This is a genomic window from Erythrobacter sp. W36 (assembly GCF_057364935.1).
Genome location: NZ_CP200281.1, coordinates 406,294 through 425,866 on the forward strand (window position 1 = coordinate 406,294; position 19,573 = coordinate 425,866).

The 19,573-nt window shown below is 60.5% G+C and carries 22 protein-coding genes, 1 tRNA gene and 2 pseudogenes; 7 read left to right on the forward strand and 18 right to left on the reverse strand.

Annotated elements, in window-relative coordinates; translation table 11 throughout:
* Nucleotides 1-5: 5 nt before the first annotated feature.
* Genes AC0V6U_RS01865 through argH form a run of 4 tightly spaced genes read right to left on the reverse strand, consistent with a single transcriptional unit; the run spans nucleotide 6 to nucleotide 3,790 of the window.
* Nucleotides 6-893 (reverse strand): precorrin-2 dehydrogenase/sirohydrochlorin ferrochelatase family protein, encoded by an 888-nt coding sequence (locus AC0V6U_RS01865; protein ID WP_472644535.1) that lies wholly within the window; start codon nucleotides 891-893, stop codon nucleotides 6-8.
* Between the two features lie 13 nt (nucleotides 894-906).
* A complete protein-coding gene (gene lysA / locus AC0V6U_RS01870; RefSeq protein ID WP_472644536.1) occupies nucleotides 907-2,166 on the reverse strand; it encodes a diaminopimelate decarboxylase in 1,260 nt (419 codons plus the stop codon).
* A complete protein-coding gene (locus tag AC0V6U_RS01875; RefSeq protein ID WP_472644537.1) occupies nucleotides 2,136-2,414 on the reverse strand; it encodes a hypothetical protein in 279 nt (92 codons plus the stop codon). The genes lysA and AC0V6U_RS01875 overlap by 31 nt, the downstream gene beginning before the upstream one ends.
* Nucleotides 2,414-3,790 (reverse strand): argininosuccinate lyase, encoded by a 1,377-nt coding sequence (gene argH / locus AC0V6U_RS01880; RefSeq protein ID WP_472645683.1) that lies wholly within the window; start codon nucleotides 3,788-3,790, stop codon nucleotides 2,414-2,416. The genes AC0V6U_RS01875 and argH overlap by 1 nt, the downstream gene beginning before the upstream one ends.
* Before the next feature lie 16 nt (nucleotides 3,791-3,806).
* Between argH and AC0V6U_RS01885 the strand changes: the two genes are divergently transcribed.
* A complete protein-coding gene (locus AC0V6U_RS01885) occupies nucleotides 3,807-4,403 on the forward strand; it encodes a TlpA family protein disulfide reductase (protein WP_472644538.1) in 597 nt (198 codons plus the stop codon).
* Here the strand turns inward: AC0V6U_RS01885 and AC0V6U_RS01890 are convergent.
* The 3 genes from AC0V6U_RS01890 to AC0V6U_RS01900 all read right to left on the reverse strand — a co-directional run bounded on the left by AC0V6U_RS01890 (nucleotide 4,349) and on the right by AC0V6U_RS01900 (nucleotide 5,775).
* Nucleotides 4,349-5,377, reverse strand: coding sequence for an FAD-dependent oxidoreductase (locus AC0V6U_RS01890; RefSeq protein ID WP_472644539.1), 1,029 nt, complete (start codon nucleotides 5,375-5,377; stop codon nucleotides 4,349-4,351). The genes AC0V6U_RS01885 and AC0V6U_RS01890 overlap by 55 nt on opposite strands.
* Nucleotides 5,378-5,420: 43 nt before the next feature.
* Nucleotides 5,421-5,606, reverse strand: a complete 186-nt coding sequence (locus tag AC0V6U_RS01895) for an FAD-dependent oxidoreductase (protein ID WP_472644541.1) — start codon at nucleotides 5,604-5,606, stop codon at nucleotides 5,421-5,423.
* A gap of 93 nt (nucleotides 5,607-5,699) precedes the next feature.
* Nucleotides 5,700-5,775, reverse strand: a tRNA-Val gene (locus tag AC0V6U_RS01900).
* Between the two features lie 95 nt (nucleotides 5,776-5,870).
* Between AC0V6U_RS01900 and AC0V6U_RS01905 the strand changes: the two genes are divergently transcribed.
* Nucleotides 5,871-6,851: an asparaginase gene (locus tag AC0V6U_RS01905; protein ID WP_472644542.1), complete on the forward strand. Its 981-nt coding sequence runs from the start codon at nucleotides 5,871-5,873 to the stop codon at nucleotides 6,849-6,851.
* Nucleotides 6,852-6,966: 115 nt separating this feature from the next.
* Here the strand turns inward: AC0V6U_RS01905 and AC0V6U_RS01910 are convergent, their stop codons facing one another.
* From AC0V6U_RS01910 to fmt, 3 genes are all read right to left on the reverse strand, one after another.
* On the reverse strand, nucleotides 6,967-8,079 hold the full coding sequence (locus AC0V6U_RS01910) for a zinc-binding dehydrogenase (RefSeq protein WP_472644543.1): 1,113 nt from the start codon (nucleotides 8,077-8,079) through the stop codon (nucleotides 6,967-6,969).
* A gap of 91 nt (nucleotides 8,080-8,170) precedes the next feature.
* A complete protein-coding gene (gene truA, locus AC0V6U_RS01915; protein ID WP_472644544.1) occupies nucleotides 8,171-8,932 on the reverse strand; it encodes a tRNA pseudouridine(38-40) synthase TruA in 762 nt (253 codons plus the stop codon).
* Nucleotides 8,929-9,834, reverse strand: a complete 906-nt coding sequence (fmt, locus tag AC0V6U_RS01920) for a methionyl-tRNA formyltransferase (protein ID WP_472644545.1) — start codon at nucleotides 9,832-9,834, stop codon at nucleotides 8,929-8,931. The genes truA and fmt overlap by 4 nt, the downstream gene beginning before the upstream one ends.
* Before the next feature lie 53 nt (nucleotides 9,835-9,887).
* On the opposite strand from fmt, the gene recR reads away from it, so the two are divergent.
* The 5 genes and pseudogenes from recR to AC0V6U_RS01945 all read left to right on the forward strand — a co-directional run bounded on the left by recR (nucleotide 9,888) and on the right by AC0V6U_RS01945 (nucleotide 13,509).
* Nucleotides 9,888-10,484, forward strand: a complete 597-nt coding sequence (gene recR, locus AC0V6U_RS01925) for a recombination mediator RecR (protein ID WP_472644546.1) — start codon at nucleotides 9,888-9,890, stop codon at nucleotides 10,482-10,484.
* A 185-nt stretch (nucleotides 10,485-10,669) separates the two neighbouring features.
* Nucleotides 10,670-11,248 carry a peptide deformylase gene (locus AC0V6U_RS01930; RefSeq protein ID WP_472644548.1) on the forward strand — a complete coding sequence of 193 codons (579 nt, stop codon included), beginning with the start codon at nucleotides 10,670-10,672 and terminating at the stop codon, nucleotides 11,246-11,248.
* A gap of 18 nt (nucleotides 11,249-11,266) precedes the next feature.
* The gene (locus tag AC0V6U_RS01935) at nucleotides 11,267-11,575 is read left to right on the forward strand and encodes a hypothetical protein (RefSeq protein ID WP_472644549.1); all 309 of its coding nucleotides are present in this window, start codon (nucleotides 11,267-11,269) and stop codon (nucleotides 11,573-11,575) included.
* A gap of 60 nt (nucleotides 11,576-11,635) precedes the next feature.
* Nucleotides 11,636-13,053: pseudogene (locus AC0V6U_RS01940) on the forward strand (DNA recombination protein RmuC).
* Nucleotides 13,054-13,188: 135 nt separating this feature from the next.
* Entirely contained in the window at nucleotides 13,189-13,509 is a 321-nt protein-coding gene (locus AC0V6U_RS01945) for a hypothetical protein (RefSeq protein WP_472644550.1), read from the forward strand.
* A gap of 137 nt (nucleotides 13,510-13,646) precedes the next feature.
* Here AC0V6U_RS01945 and AC0V6U_RS01950 read toward each other — a convergent pair whose 3' ends face one another.
* The 8 genes and pseudogenes from AC0V6U_RS01950 to AC0V6U_RS01985 all read right to left on the reverse strand — a co-directional run bounded on the left by AC0V6U_RS01950 (nucleotide 13,647) and on the right by AC0V6U_RS01985 (nucleotide 19,571).
* On the reverse strand, nucleotides 13,647-14,126 hold the full coding sequence (locus AC0V6U_RS01950; RefSeq protein WP_472644551.1) for a hypothetical protein: 480 nt from the start codon (nucleotides 14,124-14,126) through the stop codon (nucleotides 13,647-13,649).
* Nucleotides 14,127-14,201: 75 nt separating this feature from the next.
* Nucleotides 14,202-15,036: pseudogene (locus AC0V6U_RS01955) on the reverse strand (TrmH family RNA methyltransferase).
* An 8-nt stretch (nucleotides 15,037-15,044) separates the two neighbouring features.
* Nucleotides 15,045-15,323 (reverse strand): HPr family phosphocarrier protein, encoded by a 279-nt coding sequence (locus tag AC0V6U_RS01960; RefSeq protein ID WP_472644553.1) that lies wholly within the window; start codon nucleotides 15,321-15,323, stop codon nucleotides 15,045-15,047.
* Nucleotides 15,320-15,745, reverse strand: a complete 426-nt coding sequence (locus tag AC0V6U_RS01965) for a PTS sugar transporter subunit IIA (protein WP_472644554.1) — start codon at nucleotides 15,743-15,745, stop codon at nucleotides 15,320-15,322. Before AC0V6U_RS01965 ends, AC0V6U_RS01960 begins: the two co-directional genes overlap by 4 nt.
* A gap of 90 nt (nucleotides 15,746-15,835) precedes the next feature.
* Nucleotides 15,836-16,744, reverse strand: a complete 909-nt coding sequence (gene rapZ, locus AC0V6U_RS01970; protein ID WP_472644555.1) for an RNase adapter RapZ — start codon at nucleotides 16,742-16,744, stop codon at nucleotides 15,836-15,838.
* A 55-nt stretch (nucleotides 16,745-16,799) separates the two neighbouring features.
* Nucleotides 16,800-17,276 carry an HPr kinase/phosphorylase gene (locus AC0V6U_RS01975; protein ID WP_486169351.1) on the reverse strand — a complete coding sequence of 159 codons (477 nt, stop codon included), beginning with the start codon at nucleotides 17,274-17,276 and terminating at the stop codon, nucleotides 16,800-16,802.
* Nucleotides 17,243-18,814, reverse strand: a complete 1,572-nt coding sequence (locus AC0V6U_RS01980) for a sensor histidine kinase (protein ID WP_472644557.1) — start codon at nucleotides 18,812-18,814, stop codon at nucleotides 17,243-17,245. Before AC0V6U_RS01980 ends, AC0V6U_RS01975 begins: the two co-directional genes overlap by 34 nt.
* Nucleotides 18,807-19,571 carry a response regulator gene (locus AC0V6U_RS01985; protein ID WP_472644559.1) on the reverse strand — a complete coding sequence of 255 codons (765 nt, stop codon included), beginning with the start codon at nucleotides 19,569-19,571 and terminating at the stop codon, nucleotides 18,807-18,809. The genes AC0V6U_RS01980 and AC0V6U_RS01985 overlap by 8 nt, the downstream gene beginning before the upstream one ends.
* Between the last annotated feature and the right edge of the window lie 2 nt (nucleotides 19,572-19,573).

Genomic DNA, 19,573 nt, shown 5'->3' on the forward strand with positions numbered 1-19,573 from the left:
GCTGGCTAGTCTGCGCTTTGCCAGCGCAGGATCACGGTAAGAGTGTTGCGGCTCTCACTGAGCGCAAACTGCTGAGCGGCGCGGGGACAGCGGGGGGATGCGCTATCACCGCCGCTACCAGCGTTACCTTGCTGTGCATTGGGGCAGGTAGTCACATCGCAGGCAATGCGGACGGCATCGGCGCGTGCGCGGGCGAGGATCGCGGCGGGAATATCGCCAATCGCGCATACTGCATCCGCTTCGCCCAGCATGCGTGACTGCCGGACGGTCAGATCTTCGGGGTCTGCGCTGGAAATGACGAATTCTGCCGTTTCGCTGCTTTGCGCCTCCAGTGCGCTATCAAGCCAGCCCGCCACTCGCTCTGGCGATTCGGCGACCAAGGCGTCCAATGCGCCTCCTTCTCGTAAGGCTTCGTCCAAGGCTCGCCGTCTGTCGCCGCCATCAGGAAACTGCTCGCGCAGCTTGGCGCGCGCCGCGAACAATGCCTCGGCCAATTTCCCTAGGCCCTGCGGCAAAATCCGCTCCAGCCTCAGCCTGATGTGTTTGGCTAGGCCCGCCGATGCGCCGCCGGTTCCAACCGCAATCAAAACCGGGTTACGGTCGAGTATGCTCGGCGTGGTGAAATCGCACAAGTCAGGCTTGTCGACCACATTCACGATCATTCCGGCGCAGCGCATATTGATGGCGGCCACTTCACACGCCTTCGCGTCATCGTAAGCGACAAAGGCAATGCGTACGCCTTGATCCACCGCTTGGGCCATATCATCAATGATGATCCCGCCCGCGCGCTCGACAAGACGGCGCTTGGGCTCCGCCGCATCGCCTTCGCCCAGAACCAACACCTTTTGCCCGGCAATGCGGTGAAACAAGGGAAGGTTCTGAAGTTCGCTCATCGGGCTTGGCTACTCATGCAAGCCAGTCTGGCACACGCTCGGCATCCATAATCGCGCCCGCATCGATCCGGTCGGCGACGACGGCGAATTTGTCGCCATCGACCAAAACCTCGGCCACAAAGCCGCGTGAATTGTAGCTGGAGGCCATGGTTGCACCGTAAGCGCCAGCTGTGCGGAACACGGCGAGCTCGCCGCTTGCCAGCTCATCGCATGTCCGGCCCATCGCAAAGGTGTCGCCGGTTTCGCAGATCGGCCCGACGATGTTTGCGGTCATCTGCGAGCCCCCAGGCTCTACCGCTTCGAAGTGGTGATAGGCGCCGTATAGCGCTGGGCGAGCGAGGTCGTTCATCGCTGCATCGACGATCACGAACGGATTGTTCAGCCCGCGCTTCACGCGCACCACCCGGGTCAGCAAGACGCCGGCATTGCCCGCGATAACGCGGCCCGGTTCAAAGATCAGCTTTACGCCCCAATCCTTCGTCACCCGCGCGACCATTGCGCCATAGTCGGCAGGAGGGGGCAGTTCCTCACCTTTCCGGTATGGCACGCCCAGGCCGCCGCCAAGGTCGACATGGGTGATATTGTGGCCCGCACCGCGCAGCGATGTGACAAGCTCGCCCAGTTTCTCAAACGCGCGCTCCAGCGGGGCGATATCCGCCAGCTGACTGCCAATGTGCACCGCGACGCCGCGCATATTCACGCCCGGCGAATGGGCCAGTTTGCCAAAGATTTGGCCAGCCTGATCGATCGGCACGCCAAACTTGTTATCCGCCTTGCCGGTGGAGATTTTGTCATGCGTGCCGGCATCGACATCCGGGTTGATGCGCAGCGCGCAATCGGCCGTCATCCCCATGCCTTCAGCGACTTCGGCGAGCTCGATGCCTTCTTCTTCGCTTTCGATGTTGAACTGGCCGATGCCCAGTTTGAGCCCAGCGGCGAGCTCGGCGCGGGTCTTGCCTACTCCTGAGAAAACGATCATCTCGGGCGCCATACCGGCGGCAAGTGCGCGGCGGACCTCGCCAATCGAAACGCAATCTGCGCCGTAGCCCTGACGTTGCAACACCTTGAGCACGGCAAGGTTGGGATTGGCTTTGACCGCGAAGGCGATCAGCTTGTCCGGCACGCCGTCCAGAGCCTCGCGAAAGACGCGGGCATGGCGCTCCAACGTGGCGCGCGAATAGACGTAGACGGGGGTGCCGACCTCATCCGCGATCCGCGGCAAGGGTACGTCTTCGGCATGCATCACGCCGTCTTTGAGGGCAAAATGGTCCATATTTCGTGTGCTTTATTCAGGGGGAGATCAAACGGGTCGTCTTCGCGCTCTTCGGAGCGGCGGCGCAGCTCTACGCTGCGTTCTGGCGCGGCGAGGGCATCGCGTTCCAGCAATTCTTCTGCGTTCGGCGGGGTCTCAGCGCCGCGCGGGGCGACCGGCAGGCTCGCGCCTTGCGGCGGGTTCAGGTCCCCGCGGGCGCCGCATGCGCCGAGCGCGATCAGCAATGGGATCATGATCAATTTTCGCATTATTCATCCATCCCTAGCTCAGCGCGCGCGCGTTTCACCTGGGTTCTTACCTGCTCTGGCGCGGTCCCGCCATAGGAAGCGCGCGCAGCGACCGATGCGTCAACCGAGAGGGCCGCGAACACACGCTCATCGATCCGCGTATCAATGTCGCGCAGGTCCTCTAGAGGCAGCTCATCGAGCGCGCAGCCGCGCGTCTCCGCCAGCTTCACCGCCGCACCGGTGATATGATGCGCCTCGCGGAACGGAATGTCGGCTTCCGTCACCAGCCAATCGGCAAGATCGGTCGCCGTGGCATAGCCGAGCTCTGCGGCCTGGCGCATGCGCTCTGTCTTGAACGTGCTGCCCGCGACCATGCCGGTCATCGCCGCGATGCTGAGCGCCATCAGGCTGGCGGCCTCGAACACAGGTGGTTTATCGTCCTGCATGTCCTTGGAATAGGCGAGCGGCAGGCCCTTCATCGTCACCATCAAAGCAGTGGTGCAACCGATCACACGGCCTGCATGACCGCGCACCAGCTCTGCGGCATCGGGATTTTTCTTCTGCGGCATGATCGAGCTGCCGGTGGAGAGCGCATCGGCCATGGTCACAAAGCCGAAGGGTTGGCTCGTCCACAGAATGAATTCCTCGGCAAGGCGCGAGAGATGCACAGCGCAGGTTGATGCAGCGAACAGAAAATCCATCGCAAAATCGCGGTCTGACACGGCATCGAGGGAGTTCGCAGTGGGACGGTCAAAGCCCAACGCATTGGCGGTCATATCGCGGTCGAGCGGAAAGCCAGTTCCCGCCAGGGCGGCCGAGCCAAGCGGGCTTTCATTGAGGCGCACGCGAGCATCCGCGAGGCGCGAGCGATCGCGCCGGAGCATCTCGTAATAGGCCATCAGATGGTGGCCAAGCGTCACAGGCTGGGCCGTTTGCAAATGGGTAAAACCGGGCATCACACTGCCTGCGTGCTCATCGGCGCGGGTCACCAGAGCGCGCTGCAATTCCGCGAGCCCTGCGTCCATTTGGTCAAACGCCTCACGCACCCACAGTTTGAAATCGGTCGCGACCTGATCATTGCGGCTGCGCGCGGTGTGTAGGCGGCCAGCGACTGGCCCGATCAGCTCGGTCAGGCGTGCCTCCACCGTCATGTGGATGTCTTCCAGGCTCCAGTCCTCTGGCACCCCGTCGCGCTCATATTCCGCCGCGATGGTTTGGAGGCCGCCGTCAATCGCCTCGGCGTCTTCGGCGCTGACGATCCCCTGCGCCGCCAGCATGGCGACATGGGCGCGGCTGCCAGCGATATCTTGCCGCCACAGCGCCTTGTCGAACGGGATCGAGGCATTGATTTCGCGCATGATCGCACTAGGTCCATCAGAGAACCTGCCGCCCCACATCGTGTTGGATTTGCTCATGTCGCTTCGTTCGCCGTTCTTTGCTTTGGCTGCACTAATGCCTTTGGTGCTGCCTCTTGCCGCCTGCGATAGGGCGCAGGGCGATGGCGCGCAACAACAGGGTGGATTGGCGGGCGAAAAGCAGAGCTTAACCGAGGGCGAAGTGGGCGAGATTGACCGGGCGCAAGCAGGCACTCAGCTACCCGCTTTGTCGTTCAGCGATGCGGATGGGAACACGCTCAATCTCGGCGCGCTGGATGGTCAGCCAGTGATCGTGAACCTGTGGGCGACGTGGTGCGCGCCGTGTGTCACCGAAATGCCCTCGCTCGACAATCTGGCAAGCGAAATGGGCGAAGACTTGCGGGTCATCACGATCAGTCAGGATATGCGCGGGGCCGATTTGGTCACGCCGTTCTTCGCCAAATATGACTTCGCCAATCTGGAGCCGTGGCTGGATACGCAGGGAACGCTCGACCGTGCACTCGATAATGGCGGGGTCTTGCCGCTAACGATCCTGTTCGATGGAGAGGGACGCGAGATATTGCGCGTGAAGGGCGGCTATCACTGGGACAGCGAAGACGCGCTGGCGCTGATCTCTGAGGAAATTGCCGAGTAATCGGGCGCGGAGAGCCCCAACGACGCAAGCGGCCAGCCAAACAGTCCCGACATCAGCAGCGATTGGATGCGCGAGACTGGCCAGATTTGAGAAATCGGCGCGAGTACCCGGTCGCGCAGCAGCGGCTTGTACTTGCCATCTGATTGATAAAGCGGCGTGAAGAACGCTGTGACCCATTGATAGAGGTCCACATGATCGCGCCGCCATGACACGGCGAGCCGCAGTTTTTCATCAAGCGTGCGGCCCTCGGCCAGCCCGCGTTTAAGCGACCACGCATCGAGCAGCGCCATATTCGCGCCTTGGCCCAATTGCGGGCTGGCGGAATGCCATGCATCGCCAATCATGATCATGCGCTCACTAACCGGACGCTTGGCCGTGCGATGGGCGTAGCGCGCAAAGGTCAGCTGATCGCGCGAGGTGATGCGCGCAAGCAGCGCCTCTGTTTCGGGCCAAAGCGCGCGCACCTCTGCCTTCCATTCCTCCAGCGGAGTATCGCGCCATTTTGGATAGTCAGAAACTTTCAGTGACCAGAAAAAGGCAGCCTCTGCTGGCCCTTTGTCGCTGCGCGAGCCAATCGGGAGCACGCCGACCATTTGCGCCGCCCGGCGATAGCGCTGCTCCAGCAGGCCTGTGTCAAACGGGTCATCCGGCTCCAGCGGCAGGCTCGCCCATAGAGCGCCAAACTCTAGGATGTTCTTGGGCGTTGGGTCGAACACGCTCGACCATCCGCTGGCATCGACGACAAGATCAAATTCTTCCGATTCGCTGCCATCGTCAAAGGTCAGCCGCCGCCCGCTATTGCTGAGCGTGCTGCCGGTGATTTCGCGCCCGGTTTTGATTGCGATGCCATCATCCTGAACGGCGCGGTAAAGCACATTGAACAGGCTGGCGCGGTGGATGCCGATGCCAAAGGCACCGACCAGGCCCAATTGGTCATAATGCGCATCGAGCGCGGTGCGGCCATGTTCTTCCAAGCCCTTTAGCGCATGAATACGCGAGCCTCGCGCCGCGACTTGGCTAAGCCAGCCCAAGCTGAGCCAGCACGGCCAGCCCTGTGGGCTGGATCATCAGGCCTGAGCCAACCGGGCCAGGTTCATCGAATTGATCAAACAGGCAAACGCGGTGCCCATCACGGTGCAGCATCAGCGCAGCCGCCAGGCCCGCTGGACCGCATCCCGCAATAGCAATTGTGTGCCCCATCATGGGAACACGCCTTGCCGCCAATTGGCGTTTAGGTCGAGAGTTTTGGGAGTGAGAATTTTGGGTGGGTCCGCATCATTTCGGCCTGCAAAATGATGGTGGGCGATGACAGGCTCGAACTGCCGACCCTCTCGGTGTAAACGAGATGCTCTACCAACTGAGCTAATCGCCCGTTCCGTTGAACGGAAGAGGCGCTTCTAGCGGGCATTTCTTGAAAATCAATTGCTATGTGGCGTGAAAATGCATCTGGCGCTATTTGCCCTCGGTATGAGCACCCCAAATATCACTGTTTTGGCCACTGGCGGCACGATCGCTGGCGAGGCAGATAGCGCGACTCGGCACGATTATCGTCCCGGTCAGATCGGAATCGGCGATTTTCTGGCCCGAGTCGAAACTTTGGGCATTGATGCGCAGCTAACCGGCAAGCAGATCGCCAATATCGGCTCTGAGGATATGAGCCCGGCGATCTGGGCTCAGCTGCATGATGCCTGTGTGGCCGCGATGGACGATCCGGATTGCACCGGAGTCATCATCACCCATGGCACCGATACGGTCGAGGAAACCGCCTTTCTGCTCGATCTGACATTGCCGACGCATAAGCCGGTGGTTCTGGTCGGCGCGATGCGCCCCGCCAATGCGGTTGGCTATGACGGTCTGCGCAATTTCGCCAATGCGATGCGGGTGGCGGCCGATCCTGACGCGGCTGGGCGCGGGGTTCTGGTGGTGATGGGCGACCGCGTGTTTGCCGCGCGCGATATCCGCAAGAGCCGCACGCGCGGCACCGACGCGTTTCAGGGTTTCCCGCGTGGATCGATTGCGCTGGTGACCCCAAGCGCGCTTGATTGGTTTGGCGCGCCTTGGCGCGTGGGCGCGGACGCTCGCTTTGCCTTCACCACCGATCTGCCGGATGTGCCAATCCTGTTTGTGCATGCCGCCATGACGCCGGATTATGTCGAGCGCTTGGTGGTCGTCGAAACGCGCGGATTGGTCGTTGCTGGTCTGGGCGAGGGCAATATGCCGGATGCGGTGCGCAGCGCCTTGGCTCACCTTGCGGCGAAAGGCATGCCGATTGTTCGTGCGAGCAGGCTGGATGAAGGCCTGGTCGACCGCGAGCCGGAGGATGATGCGAACAAATTCATCGCCGCGCGCGCACTCAATCCGCAAAAGGCGCGGATCTTGCTGCAAATGCTAATCGCGGCAGGGACGACTGATCCCGCCGCGATTCAAGCTGAGTATGATGGTCGCTAGCGAATCCCGTTCGCGCTGAGCCGGTCGAAGGGCTGCACCTCTTTCTCTGAGCAAGTGCCCGAGGAAAGTGCAGTGCCTCGACAAGCGCAGCACGAATGGTTTCTTTGTTTGGTTCCTACGTGTGAGGAGTTACGAGATACTTCTCGCCAGTTTTCATCTGGCGATAATCAAGGATCGCTTCCTTGGTCAGCATCTCTTCCAGATTGACCTTCGCCTTGTAGTGGCTGGCAAATGTGGTGGTGAGGTTCTGCTGAACGCGAGTGCGCAGTTTCACAACCGTCTCCATTCCAGCTTTCGCGAGGAACGGCGTCAGCAGCCAGCCCGATACGCTCCATTGCAGGCCATAGGACGGTGTCAGGATGGTCGGGCCGAGATCGAGCCGTCCATACATGTACATCTTCTTGTCCTGGTTGGAGCCATAGCGCGAGAACTCGTCCATCTGGCTTGAAGCAACCTGCTCCATGGCCTTCAGCACGTGGTCCGTATTCTGTCCGCCGCCAATTGGGTCAAAGCCCAGGAAGGCGCCGGTTTCTGTGATCGCAGCGCGCAATTGCTTCATGTAATCATCGTCGGACGAGTTCACGATATGCGTCGCACCGAGGCCTTTCAGCAGGTCGACATGCTCTTGCTTGCGCACGATGTTTACGATCTTCATTCCGTCTTCGAGGCAGATTTTGTTGAGCATCTGGCCAAGGTTGGAAGCAGCGGCCAAATGGATGATCGCATCGTGGCCTTCCATCTTAGCGGTCTCGACAAATCCGAGCGCGGTCATTGGATTAACGAAGCTGGATGCGCCCACTTCGGCGCTATGATCGCCCAGCGGCAGACACATCATCGCATCCGCAATTGCATATTGGCTGAAGGCATTGCCGGGAACGCAGGCCACTCGCTGGCCCATCAAGCCTTTTGCCATGTCGCCGTCACCAGTTGCTACCACGGTGCCTGCGCCTTCATTACCCGCTGGCAAACGCTGGCCATGGCGGCCGCGCTGACCCGACAGGAATGGCTCTGGCATTTGCGCCACAACTTTGCCGTGGGAATATTCTGCATTCTCAAAATCAGCCGCGCTGGTGAGGATCGCGAGGTCCGATGGGTTGATCGGGGCCGCTTCCATTTTGACCAGTACTTGGTTGCCGGTCGGCTCTGGGAAGCTCGCTTCCGCGATTTCGACGGTCAGCGCGCCGCCCGCATCGAGCGTTGTGAAAAGCTGTTTACCAGTAGTCGTCATGGGGGTCTCTCCTTGATTGCTTTGAAGGCTTGGCTAGGCCAGCGATGCGCGCTTGGCTAGGGTGACGTTGCGTAAGGCAGCGCAAGCGAGTTCAATCGCCCGCAGGATAGAGCGCCTCAACGAAATATAGCCCATGCGGCGGCGCGTTATAGCCCAATCTCTGGCGGTCCCGCGCGGCCAATGCCTCGGCGACTTCGCTCTCTGCCCAGGTTCCCATGCCGACCAGCTTGAGGCAGCCGACCATCGAGCGAACCTGATGATGCAGGAAACTGCGCGCTGCCGCATGCACATGAATTTCCGGGCCTAATTCGGTTGTGGCACGCTTCACTTCGAGCAGATCGAGTGTCTTCACCGGGTCTTTCGCTTGGCACCTGACTGAGCGGAATGTGGTGAAGTCATGCTTGCCGATCAGAGCTTGGGCGGCGCGCTGCATCGCCTCAACGTCGAGCTCTGGGCTAACTTGCCAAGCGCGGTTCCGGCCAAAGGTCAAAGGCGCACGGCGGTTGATGATGCGGTAAAGATAGCGCCGCCCGGTGCAGGAAAAGCGTGCATGCCAATCCTCGTCCACTTCCTCGCAGGCGGTGACGGCGATCGGGTGAGGGCGCAATTGCCCATTCAGCGCCTCCATGAAGCGGAACGGGGTGAAGTCCTTCTCGATATCCATATGACTGCGCATGGCGAGCGCATGGACGCCGGTATCTGTCCGCCCGGCGCTGAGCAATTGTGCGTCTTCGCCGGTTATCCTGTGCGCGGCCTCTTCGACGGCCTGCTGTACGCTCGGCCCGTGTTTTTGCCGCTGGAGTCCTTGGTAAGGCGAGCCATCAAATTCCAGAGTAAGCGCAAAGCGGGTCACGTCAGGATTGAGCCCTTTGCAACCGCGCGACCGCGCAGAAAGTCGTCCCGGTCCATCGCCGGTTTGCCAGCGCGCTGCAGACGCACCGGACGCAATGCGCCATCACCGCAGGCAATTGCGAGATCGTCGTCCAGCACTTGGCCCGCTGTTCCCGAACCTTGGCACACTTCTGCACGTAGCAGTTTCACGCGCTCGCCGTTCAATTCGAACCAAGCGCCAGGGAAAGGGGCGAGCCCGTGAACATGGTTCACCAATTTTGCGGCTGGTTTCGACCAGTCGATCCGGGCCTCTGCCTTGTCGATCTTGGGCGCATAGATTGCCGCATCATCATCCTGCGCTTGCGGCGCTATGTTCGGCAGGTCAGCGAGCACTTCGATCATTGCATTGGCGCCAAGCTCGGCCAGCTCCTCGGTCAATTCGCCGGTCGTCTTGTCCAGAACAGGCGTGGTCACTTTAGACAGCATCGGCCCGGTATCGAGCCCTGCCTCCATCTGCATGATGGTGACGCCCGTTTGCTTGTCTCCTGCCATCACTGCGCGGTGGATCGGTGCGGCTCCGCGCCAACGCGGCAGCAGCGAGGCATGGATATTGAGGCAGCCATGCGTCGGCGCATCCAGCACAATTTGCGGCAGGATCAGACCGTAAGCCGCCACCACAGCTAAATCCGCGCCGATTGCCGCAAACTCCGCACGCGCCTCGTCCGATTTCAGCGATTTGGGATGGCGCACCATGAGGTCTAAGGCTTCCGCCTTCTGCTGCACAGGCGATGGGCGCAGCTTTTTGCCGCGGCCCGCCGGACGGGGTGGCTGAGTGTAAACACACGCCACTTCGTGTCCCGCTTCATGCAGAGCAGCCAAGGCCGGCACCGCAAAATCAGGCGTTCCCATAAAAATTATGCGCATGGACACGTGCCCCGGCCTTTCTCAAACTTCGCCAAGCCCCTATCCCTCTGCCCATGGCATCGCAAGAGATCGAAGCGCTCTCCAGCACATTGGCCCGGCTTCCCGGGCTGGGGCCGCGTTCTGCCCGGCGCGCTGTGTTGTGGCTGGTGAAGAACCGGGAACAGGCGCTGCCTGCTCTGCTCGATGCGCTCGGCGCGGTCAGTGAGACACTGGTTGAATGCGCGACCTGCGGCAATGTCGACACGAGCAACCCCTGCGGCATTTGCGCAGATCATCGGCGCGATGCAAAATCGCTTTGCGTGGTGGAGGACGTCGCCGATGTGTGGGCACTCGACCGGGCGCGGCTGTTTTCTGGGCGCTATCATGTGCTCGGCGGGCGTTTGTCGGCGCTTGATGGCATTGGTCCAGAAGACCTCAATATCACCGATCTGCTGACCCGCGTGGAAGGCGGCGAGGTTGACGAGGTTGTGCTGGCGATGAACGCGACTTTGGAGGGGCAAACCACCGCGCATTACATTGCCGAGCGGCTAGAGCCTTTTGGCCTGCGCATCACGCAGCTAGCGCATGGCCTACCCGTGGGCGGCGAGCTGGATTATCTTGACGAGGGAACGCTGGCTCAAGCGCTGAGGGCTAGGCGGCCGGTGGAGTGATCGTTCTTGTCTAAGGCCTAGCCAGCCCGCACCCTCCACCCTTCCACCTGGATGGTATCCGAAACTGCTCCGGGTGGAAGGTGGAGGGCGCGGGCTGGCCTCGGTAACCTGACCGATACATATCCAATCACACTGATCGGACCCTTCTGCTTGCGAGCGCAGGCATCACGCACTAAATCACCTTCATGGCTATTCGTGAAATCCTAGAAGTGCCGGATCCCCGGCTCAAAATCGTGTCTGAACCTGTCACGCAGTTCGATGACGAATTGAAAACCCTCGTCGCTGACATGTTCGAGACGATGTATGATGCGCCGGGCATTGGCCTGGCCGCGATCCAAGTCGGCGTGCCCAAACGCCTGCTGGTGATTGATCTGCAAGAGCCGGATATGGACGCAGAACCAGAGGAATGCGGCCATGATCATGGCGATGGCCAAGGATCGCACAAGCACTATCCGGTCAAAAAAGAGCCGCGCGTTTTCGTGAACCCGGAAATTCTCGATCCGGCAGAGGAGCTTGCGACCTATCAGGAAGGCTGCCTCTCCGTTCCAGAGATTTACGCCGATGTAGACCGCCCGGCGACATGCCGCGTGCGCTATCAGGATGTTGAGGGCAACACCCACGAGGAATCGCTCGAAGGCATGATGGCGACCTGCATCCAGCACGAGATGGACCACCTCGAAGGTATTCTATTTATCGACCACCTTTCACGCTTGAAGCGCAGCATGGCGCTGAAGAAGCTGAAGAAGATCAGGCAGGCGGCTTAGAAGATCGGCCTGGTGGGGATGTTTGAAGATATCGCCAGTGGGTTTGTGATCCTCATGATTGGGTCACTTTTGTGGATTGCGGCTGGCTTTCTGCTCGATTCTGCAACTAAGTCGCGAGCGGATGATGATGAGCCACGTTCTAGAGTATCTTACCTAGCCATCGGAATTGGTTGGCTGCTGCTGGTCGGGGCATGGGCGTACCAGTCTTGGACTGCCTATAATAACGAGCCTCGCGATTGGTTATGGATCACCATTGCAGCGGCTGCCTCCCTGATGGCACTTGCTGTGAGCATTCGTTCCTTTCGCGAGGCAAAGCAGATCGCATAACCCCCAAGTTTCGTAAAAGTGCGACTGGCGTTCCCCGTCCGTTCCGCATAAGGTTGCGTGATGGATACGACCCTTCTCGCGATTATCGCTCTTATTCTCGGCCTGCTTGTCGGCGGCGGCGCGGCGTGGTTTTTTGCTTCGCGTCCGGCAGCGGAGCTGCGCGAGCGGCTGAGCGAGAAAGAGGGTGAGTTTAAGCAGGCAATCGCGGAATTGGGCGAGGCGCGTATCGAAGTCTCCGCGCTTGGAGAAAGGGCTGCGCGAGCAGACAGCCTTGCCAGCGATCTGGACAGGCTGCGCGAGGAAAACTCAGGGCTAAAGGCGCAGGCCGCGACCTTTGCGGAGCAAAAGCGCCTGCTGGAGGAATCGCGCGGCGCGCTACTGAAAGAGTTTGAGAACACCGGCGCCGCTGTGCTGGGCAAGGCGCAGGAGGCATTTCTGCGCCGCGCGGAGGAGCGCTTTAAGCAATCGGAAGAAACCGGTGAGGCCAAGATCAAATCGCTGTTGCAACCGGTTGGTGAGCGGCTCGAAAAATACGAACGCCAGGTGGAGACGCTGGAGAAGCAGCGGGTTGACGCCTTCGGACAGCTCAACGGTCTGATCCAATCCATGCGCGAGGGGCAGGAAGAGGTCCGGCGCGAGGCGCAGCGGCTCGGCAATTCACTCACCAATGCTCCGAAAGCGCGCGGGCGCTGGGGGAGCGAGCGTTGCAGAATGTGCTGGAGCAATGCGGGCTCGCGGAGCACACCGACTTTCATCTTGAGCAATCGATGGAGACCGACAGCGGCCGTCTGCGTCCTGATGCGATCATCAATGTGCCGGGGCAAAAGAAGCTGGTGATTGATGCGAAAGTTTCGCTCAATGCTTATCAAGCCGCATTTGAGGCGGAGGATGACGGCGAACGCGCGCGGCACCTCGATCTGCACACCAAGAGCATGCGCAATCACGTGCAGACGCTCGGTTCGAAAAGCTATCAGAGCCAGTTCGAGGACGCGCCCGATTATGTCGTGATGTTCGTGCCGGGCGAGCACTTCGTTGCCGCCGCGCTAGAGCACGATCCAGAGCTGTGGGATTTTGCGTTCAGCAACAAGGTGCTGCTCGCCACTCCGACCAATTTGGTGGCGATCGCCCGCACGGTTGCGCAGGTCTGGCGGCAGGACAAGATGGCGGGCGAAGCGCAGGAAATCGGCAAGCTTGGTGCAGAATTGTATGACCGCCTGCGGGTTGCCGCTGAGCATATGAAGCGCGTTGGCGGGGGCCTGGAGACGGCGGTTGCGAATTACAACAAGTTCGTCGGCAGCTTCGAGCGCAATGTGCTGACATCTGGCAAGCGGCTAGCCGACAAAGGCATTGAGATCGGCAAGCGCGAGATCGAAGAAGTGCCCCTGGTCGAAAGCGCGCCGCGCTATAATGCGCAGGATGCAGCCAATGTGCCGGATGATCTTGGCGCGCTCGATGACAAACGCGATGCGGCGGAATAGCTGGGCCTTCCAAGCCAAGCCCAACTATCCCGTTCGTGGACACTTGCTTGAAAAGCAACACAAGATATTGCCAAATCCCGAACACCTGACTAGGGCTCTGCGCGCCCAAAGATGGGACATGTAGGGGATTAAATAATGAAAAAGACAAATCTTTTCGCGGTAGCAACCGCAGCAGCTCTGACGCTTTCAGCTTGCGGCGGCGAAGCAACCGATGCACCTGCAGAAGGCGCAGCGGAAGAAACCACTGAAACTGCAGCTGCTGAAGATTGCAACGAAGAGACCCTGGTTGCCAAGGCAACCGAAGTTGGCGAGAAAATGCAAGGCCTCGCGAACGATCCAGAAGCAATGCAAGCGATGGCTGCCAAGCTTCAAGAAGTTCAAGCGCAAGCTCAGGAAGAAGGCTACGACGTAGCTGCTGCATGCGCAGTTTATGACGAGATGCTTGCTGAAGGCTAAGCGCTCATCACATTGAGTAATCGCATCGGCGAGGCAGGGTTAGGCTCTGTCTCGCCGATTTGCATTGGGGGAGGGTGCGTGTGCAGCGATGCTTAGACCTTTGTCTCAGTCGATACGCCAAGCGTGCGTTCTGACACTCAATCCTTGTCGTTTAGAGGCATCGTCAAAGCGTGAAGAGGTATCACCGCGACTGCCAGCAAGACCAATGATCTGATGCCTGCACGGACTTCCTGAGCCTCAGCGCGGGCGACCAACTCTGGATCAATATGATCTGCCAGAGGCGTGCTTTGGATCGCCTCATATTCGGGAAAGATAAACGCGAACGACACCGCGTTGATGACCATAAACGCTACGAAAAATGCCGCGATCCACCAGCGTCTTGGCGTTTTCCAATTGGCCAGCGCCGCCAATATCGAAAGCACGACAATAGCGCTCGTTAGAGCGCGCCAATATGGACCGCTGTCATACTCGACCGGGCCGTTATAAAGCAGCAATGAACGCGGCGGCTCTGCGAATGTCACGGGGATCAAAACCTGCTGCCCGAATATGTCCGAACCGACCGCCACCATATAGGCTATGACGGCCAGAATTAGCGTTGCATTGGCGAATTTGGGCATGGCCGTGTCTCCGGGCTTTTGGAATGAAGCCTGTGTGGCGACCAGCGTCAGTATACCACGCGGAGCGTCCGGAGCCTAACCCTCCAGCCCGGCCAGAACCTCATACGCCAGCACAGCACCTGCAACCGCTGCATTAAGCGAATCGGCGCGGCCTCGCATGGGCATGGTCACCCGCAGATCGCATTCCGCCTCATAAGCCTTTGGCAGGCCTTGGGACTCGTTGCCCACCAGGATGAAGCAGGGGCTGCGGTAGTCGGCGCCGCGATAAGGTACGGCATCTCTGAGCGACGCCGCGACCAATTGGCCTTCTCCGCCTCTCAGCCAGGGCAGAAATTCCTCCCAGCGGGCTTGCGCGATCCCTTGCGTGAACACCGCGCCCATGCTGGCGCGCACGGCCTCTGCGCTGAACGGGTCGGCGCAATCGTCAATCAGGATCAAGCCGCCCGCGCCAACCGCATCGCAGGTTCTCAGCATGGTGCCCAAATTGCCGGGATCGCGCAGATCCTGTGCCACCATCCAGATCGGCGCGGCGGCGCGGTCTAATGCGCTCAAGGAAGTGTCGAATTCGTCAAACACGCCGACGACACTTTGCGCATTGGATTTGCCGGTGATCTTGGTCAGAATGTCGGGCGTGGTGGTGATGATCTCGCCGCCGCACGGCCAGCACGTCATTCTCCAGCGCATCGAGCAGGCTATGCTGGTCGCGCGCCTCTGCCATCACCAAGGTGCGCGGAATATGGCCGCATTCGCGCGCATCGGTCAGCAGGCGCAGACCCTCGGCAAGGAATTGCCCGGCGCGCTTGCGGTGCTTCTTATCGCGCAGTGAGCGCAGATATTTGACCGTGGCATTGGAGAACCCGGTGATGTGCTTGCGACCGGGCTCGAACGCGTCATTTGAGGTGTCAGGCATGGGCCCGCTCACTCCTCGCCAAAGCCGTCTCCGACGAGCGCGCACAATTCCTCGAGCACTGCTTCCGCGCCGTCGCCTTCGACGATGAGGTCGACGCTGTCGCCTTTGGCCGCGCCCAGCATCATCAGGCCCAAGATAGAGCCGCCGGCGGCTTCATTGCCGTCTTTGGCAACGCGCACTTTGATGTTCTCTGGAAGGGCGGCAACCGCTCCGACAAATTTCGCGCTCGCCCGCGCGTGCAGGCCGCGCTGATTGACGATTTCCATGGTGCGGCGCGTTTCCGTCATGCCTGAGCCTTGCTCGGCTTGGCGTCGTCTCCAAGGAGTTCGCTCGCAACGGTGATGTAATTCTTGTCGGCGTGCTGCGCCGCATCCACCGCTTCACGCACGTCCATCTTGCCGCGCGCACCTGCGAGACGGATCAGCATGGGCAGATTGATCCCGGCGATCACTTCCACCTTGCCGCCATCAAGCAGTGAAATGGCGAGGTTGGAAGGGGTGCCGCCAAACAGATCGGTCAGGATGATAACGCCGCTGCCGCTTTCAACGGTGGTGATCGCCTCAGCAATCTCCTGACGGCGCTGCTCCATATCGTCATTGGGACCAATGCAGACCGTGGCGATGTTTTCCTGAGGGCCAACGACGTGCTCCATCGCATCGACAAATTGCTCCGCAAGGCGGCCATGGGTGACCAGAATCAAACCAATCATGTGTGAAGTCCGGGTCCGTTCATTACCTGCGGCGCGGGGCATTGAGACAGCAATGCCAAGGCCCGATCGTTGCGAAAAGGCTCAAATGCGTCACCCACGTTCAATTTCGTCGGCGGCGCGAGAGCCCAAATTGCGGTGTCGGACAGTGGGCGAAAAGCCTGCCTCGCGCAAGCCTTTGGCCATCTCTTCAGCGGTGAAAACTGAGCGGTGTCTCCCTCCGGTGCAACCAAAGGCGACGTGGACATAGGCTTTGCCCTGCGCCTGATAGCGCGGCAGCAAGGTCAGCAAGAGGTCGCGGATCTGCGCAAAAGCCTGGCCAAATGCGGGATCGCTGGCGACATGTTTGGCAACAGGTTCGTCTTGACCGGTCAGCTCGCGCAAGCCCTCTACCCAATGCGGATTGTCGAGGAAGCGCATGTCGAACACCAGATCGGCGAGCGGCGGCATTCCGCGTGCAAAACCAAAGCTGGAGATGGTGAGCGTGGTCGGCTGCCCGGTTTCTTCGCTGAACAGATCGCGCACGTGGTTTTGCAGCTGATTGCTGGCAAGCTCGCTGGTGTCGATCACGATATCGGCCCAGCGCCGCAGCGGATCGAGCAGCTCGCGCTCCGCCTTGATGCCCTCTTGCAGGGGGCGGCCCTGCGCCATGGGGTGACGGCGGCGGGTTTCATTGTAACGCCGCTCCAGCTCGCCGCTGGTGCAATCAAGAAACATAAAGGTGATCGAGATGTCCGGGCGTTGGGCTAGCTCTTTGACCAGCTCAATGATGCTGCCGGGCACAAACCCGCGTGTGCGCGAATCGAACCCAATCGCCAGCGGTGCGCCTTGCTCGTCTGGATTGGAAATGAGCCGCTTCAGCAGGCGCACCGGGAAGTTATCAATCGTTTCCCAGCCCATATCCTCCAGCACATCGAGCGTGGTTGATTTGCCCGCGCCGGATAGGCCCGTGACTAGCAGGATTTGCTGGCGTTGATCGCTGGATGGGCTGGGCTGGTTCATGCGCGAATAGATGCCTTTGCGTGTTCGACCCTTGGCCGCGTTCTTCGCGCTCGTCTCACCGGATTGCAAGCCCGCTCTGCCGTCCGTGTAGTTTTAGTGCCCACAGCGCGCGCTCCGCTGGCGCGATTGCGCCGGGCACAAATGGGAGGGCGGGAACTGAGTAGCCGAGCAAATCGCGGGCGTCGGCTGTCTCGCGATAACGCGGTGCGTCATCGGAAAGGGTGAGGATCAGCGCGAGCGGTGCGCTAACCGCGGGAAGATCGACGATTCCCACGCCTCTGATCTCCAGCTTGCCGGTGATGTTCGGCGGGGGTGAGGCGATGACTTGCTCGCCGTCCCGAGTGAGTGTGACCCCATCATCGCCGATTAGCTCCGCTCCGCGTTCGATCAGGGCTAGGGCGAGCGAGGATTTGCCGCTGCCCGGATCGCCTTCAATCAGCAGGGCTTGGCCATCAACGGCGACCGCGCTGGCCTGAACAAGCAGCGGCTCCATTTTGGTTAGACCGCCGCTGGCAGTTGCAGCCGGAGGCATGCGCCGTTTTGTCCGTCAGCCCGGCTTTCGGCGACGAGCGAGCCGTCATGCGCCTCGGCAATGGCCCGCGCGATGGCGAGGCCCAGGCCGGAGTGGTTGCCGAAATCCTCATTGTCCGGGCGGATCGAGTGGAAGCGGGTGAAGACTTTTTCGCGCGCGTCCTCAGGAATGCCGGGCCCTTCGTCGCAGACGGTGAGCGCGACGCACTCCCCGTCGTTCTCAATTTCGACCAGGATTGGTGCTTTGGGCGGCGAGAAGGACACCGCATTGTCCAGCAGGTTCTCGACCACCCGCTCCAGACGAGGGCCCACACCGACCACATTTGCGGCGAATCCGCGCGCCTTCAGGATGATCTCTCGGTTGCGATTTTCTGCGCGGTCTTCGCGGCTGCCGATGATCGCCCGCACCAGATCGGACAGATCGATCCGTTCCAGCGTGGCGCGCGACATTTCAGAATCGATCCGGCTCGCGTCGGAAATCTCGGTGACGAGCCGGTCAATGCGGCGCACGTCGTGGGTGGCAATATCGGTAAGTTTCTTGCGCGTGTCTTCGTCTTCGACACGCGGCAGCGCTTCGATGGCGCTGCGCAGGCTTGCCAGCGGATTCTTGATCTCATGCGCCACATCAGCGGCAAAGCTGTCGACCGCATCAATCCGGTGGCGCAGCGCCCCCGTCATGTCGGAAACAGCGCGGGCGAGCAGACCGATCTCATCCCCGCGCTCCGGCAAGCGCGGAACTTCAACCTCGCGTTCGCGGCCCTGGCGCACTCTCACCGCCGCTTTGGAAAGCAGGCGCAGCGGGGTGACGATTGTGCGGGCTAAGAACAGCGATAAGAGGAAAGAGGCGAACAGAACGATCAGAACTGCAATCACCAAGGTCGACCGCGCCGCGCGCACCGCCTCCGTAATGTCGACCGCATTGCGTGTGGTCAGCAAGGTCGCGCCATTCAAACCAACAGGAGCAGCCGCGGTGATCACCGGGGTGCCATCGCGCCAATCGTAAAGCGTGATCTGGCTGATGCCTTGCTCGCGTGCCGCCACCAATTCTGGCCAATCATCGGCCTGGTCGGATTCCTTCTCAACATAGTCCGTCACCGGCTTGGCGCTGACGACGGTATCGACCGCGCGGTCGAGCCAGCGCGCAAAGCGCAGGTTCCAGTCATCATCGCTGATGTCGTCAAATTCAAACGCGGGGCCGTCTTCGTCCAGGGCGAAGCTGTCAGCCCAAAGCAGTCCTTCCGAATCGAACATGCGCATCCGCATCCGCTGCTCTTTGCCGATTTGCACCAGCAGCGCCTCTTGGCGCTCGCGGGTGACGCCTGCCAGAGCTTCGGCCGCAATCTGAGCCTCGATCCGGGCCAGTTTGAAGCGCTCATCGAGCAGCTGCGTGCGGTAGCTGTCGATGTAGAACAGCCCGCCGCCCAAAAACAGCAGCGGCAAAAGGTTCACGATAAGTATTCGCGCAGTGAGCGAGAAACGGCCTGTCAGACTGAGGCGTTCCACTCCTTGATCCAGCGTTGGAGCATCATCTTCAACCATCAGTGAAGCTGTAGCCCGCCCCGTAGAGCGTATCGATCGCGCCAAATTGCGGATCGACGACGCGGAATTTGCGCCGCATGCGCTTGATGTGGCTATCCACTGTGCGGTCATCGACAAAAATGTCGTCTGGATAGGCCGCATCCATCAATTGGTTGCGGCTTTTGATCACACCGGGACGCGCCGCCAGCGCTTCTAGGATCAGGAACTCTGTGACTGTCAGGCTGACCGGCTTTTCATCCCAAGTGACGTGGTGGCGCGCGGGATCCATATACAGCCGCCCGGTCGAAATGCTGGGATTGACCGGCTCAATTTCTTGGCTCTCAATCCCTATGGCTTTGCTGGGGTCAGCGCGGCGCAGAATTGCGCGAATACGGGCGATCAGCAGGCGCAGGCTGAACGGTTTGGCGATGTAATCATCCGCGCCAAGCTCCAGCCCCACTTCCTCGTCCAGCTCATCGTCTTTGGAGGTGAGGAAGATAACCGGCAGGGCGGTGTGCTCGCGCACTTTGCTGAGCAATTCCAGCCCGTCCATCTTCGGCATTTTGATGTCGAACACGGCCAGATCAGGCGGGTTGTCGAGCAGTGCCTTAAGCGCCGTTTCACCGTCGGAATAGAGCCGCGTCACGAACCCTTCCGCCTGCAGCGCAATCGAAACCGTGGTGAGGATATTGCGATCATCATCGACCAGCGCGATCGTCACTTCATCGCCTTTGGCAGGCTCTGCCTTGGTCATGATATCGCTGGTGCTATCGCTCATTC

Bases quoted from the DNA above. Each gene is read 5' to 3' on its own strand.
- AC0V6U_RS01865 (WP_472644535.1), bottom strand. From the start codon at position 893: ATGAGCGAACTTCAGAACCTTCCCTTGTTTCACCGCATTGCCGGGCAA.
- lysA (WP_472644536.1), bottom strand. From the start codon at position 2,166: ATGGACCATTTTGCCCTCAAAGACGGCGTGATGCATGCCGAAGACGTA.
- AC0V6U_RS01875 (WP_472644537.1), bottom strand. From the start codon at position 2,414: ATGCGAAAATTGATCATGATCCCATTGCTGATCGCGCTCGGCGCATGC.
- argH (WP_472645683.1), bottom strand. From the start codon at position 3,790: ATGTGGGGCGGCAGGTTCTCTGATGGACCTAGTGCGATCATGCGCGAA.
- AC0V6U_RS01885 (WP_472644538.1), top strand. From the start codon at position 3,807: ATGTCGCTTCGTTCGCCGTTCTTTGCTTTGGCTGCACTAATGCCTTTG.
- AC0V6U_RS01895 (WP_472644541.1), bottom strand. From the start codon at position 5,606: ATGATGGGGCACACAATTGCTATTGCGGGATGCGGTCCAGCGGGCCTG.
- AC0V6U_RS01905 (WP_472644542.1), top strand. From the start codon at position 5,871: ATGAGCACCCCAAATATCACTGTTTTGGCCACTGGCGGCACGATCGCT.
- AC0V6U_RS01910 (WP_472644543.1), bottom strand. From the start codon at position 8,079: ATGACGACTACTGGTAAACAGCTTTTCACAACGCTCGATGCGGGCGGC.
- fmt (WP_472644545.1), bottom strand. From the start codon at position 9,834: ATGCGCATAATTTTTATGGGAACGCCTGATTTTGCGGTGCCGGCCTTG.
- recR (WP_472644546.1), top strand. From the start codon at position 9,888: ATGGCATCGCAAGAGATCGAAGCGCTCTCCAGCACATTGGCCCGGCTT.
- AC0V6U_RS01930 (WP_472644548.1), top strand. From the start codon at position 10,670: ATGGCTATTCGTGAAATCCTAGAAGTGCCGGATCCCCGGCTCAAAATC.
- AC0V6U_RS01935 (WP_472644549.1), top strand. From the start codon at position 11,267: ATGTTTGAAGATATCGCCAGTGGGTTTGTGATCCTCATGATTGGGTCA.
- AC0V6U_RS01945 (WP_472644550.1), top strand. From the start codon at position 13,189: ATGAAAAAGACAAATCTTTTCGCGGTAGCAACCGCAGCAGCTCTGACG.
- AC0V6U_RS01950 (WP_472644551.1), bottom strand. From the start codon at position 14,126: ATGCCCAAATTCGCCAATGCAACGCTAATTCTGGCCGTCATAGCCTAT.
- AC0V6U_RS01960 (WP_472644553.1), bottom strand. From the start codon at position 15,323: ATGACGGAAACGCGCCGCACCATGGAAATCGTCAATCAGCGCGGCCTG.
- AC0V6U_RS01965 (WP_472644554.1), bottom strand. From the start codon at position 15,745: ATGATTGGTTTGATTCTGGTCACCCATGGCCGCCTTGCGGAGCAATTT.
- rapZ (WP_472644555.1), bottom strand. From the start codon at position 16,744: ATGAACCAGCCCAGCCCATCCAGCGATCAACGCCAGCAAATCCTGCTA.
- AC0V6U_RS01975 (WP_486169351.1), bottom strand. From the start codon at position 17,276: ATGCCTCCGGCTGCAACTGCCAGCGGCGGTCTAACCAAAATGGAGCCG.
- AC0V6U_RS01980 (WP_472644557.1), bottom strand. From the start codon at position 18,814: ATGGTTGAAGATGATGCTCCAACGCTGGATCAAGGAGTGGAACGCCTC.
- AC0V6U_RS01985 (WP_472644559.1), bottom strand. From the start codon at position 19,571: ATGAGCGATAGCACCAGCGATATCATGACCAAGGCAGAGCCTGCCAAA.